Annotated in this window: 1 protein-coding gene; it reads right to left on the reverse strand. The window is 38.3% G+C overall.

From position 1 onward, the window contains the following. Positions 1-138 precede the first annotated feature (138 nt). A partial coding sequence (locus tag J3U42_RS12135; RefSeq protein WP_267336593.1) for a tetratricopeptide repeat protein occupies positions 139-626 on the reverse strand: 488 nt, incomplete at its 5' end.

The following is a 626-nucleotide window of genomic DNA, read 5'->3' on the forward strand; positions in this document are numbered from 1 at the left end:
ATCACTGTTATGCCAATTTATATCAAAAAAGTGATTGTGTTAACAGAATAAATCACATTTTGAGGCTGTATAAAAAAAGAACTGCCTTAATATGTAAGACAGTTCTTTTAGCATAAATTGACTCTTCTATAATGATGTTTACTTTATGGAATTATAATTATCACAACCTTCTTTTAAACCGAGTGAACAAGCTTGTTTAAAATATTTTTTGGCTAACGCTATATCTTTTTTAACGCCCTCGCCTTGCTGATACATTACGCCTAAATTATTTTGCGCCTCACGCCCCCCTTGTTCAGCGGCTTTAGTATACCAATAAAGCGCTTTTTCTTTATCGACTTCGACACCCTCACCTTCGGCATAAATAACCCCTAAATTATTTTGCGCCCCACGCCACCCTTGTTCAGCGGCTTTAGTATACCAATAGAGCGCTTTTTCTTTATCGACTTTGACACCTTCACCTTCGTCATACATCAATCCTAAATTAAATTGTGCGTCACCAACACCTTGTTCAGCGGCTTTAGTATACCAATAGAGGGCTTTTTCTTTATCGACTTTGACACCGTCTCCTTCGTCATACATAAGGCCTAAATTATTTTGCGCCTCACGCCCCCCTTGTTCTGCTGCTT

The sequence above is a fragment of the Gilliamella sp. B2923 genome, assembly GCF_026536565.1.
GTDB lineage: Bacteria > Pseudomonadota > Gammaproteobacteria > Enterobacterales > Orbaceae > Gilliamella.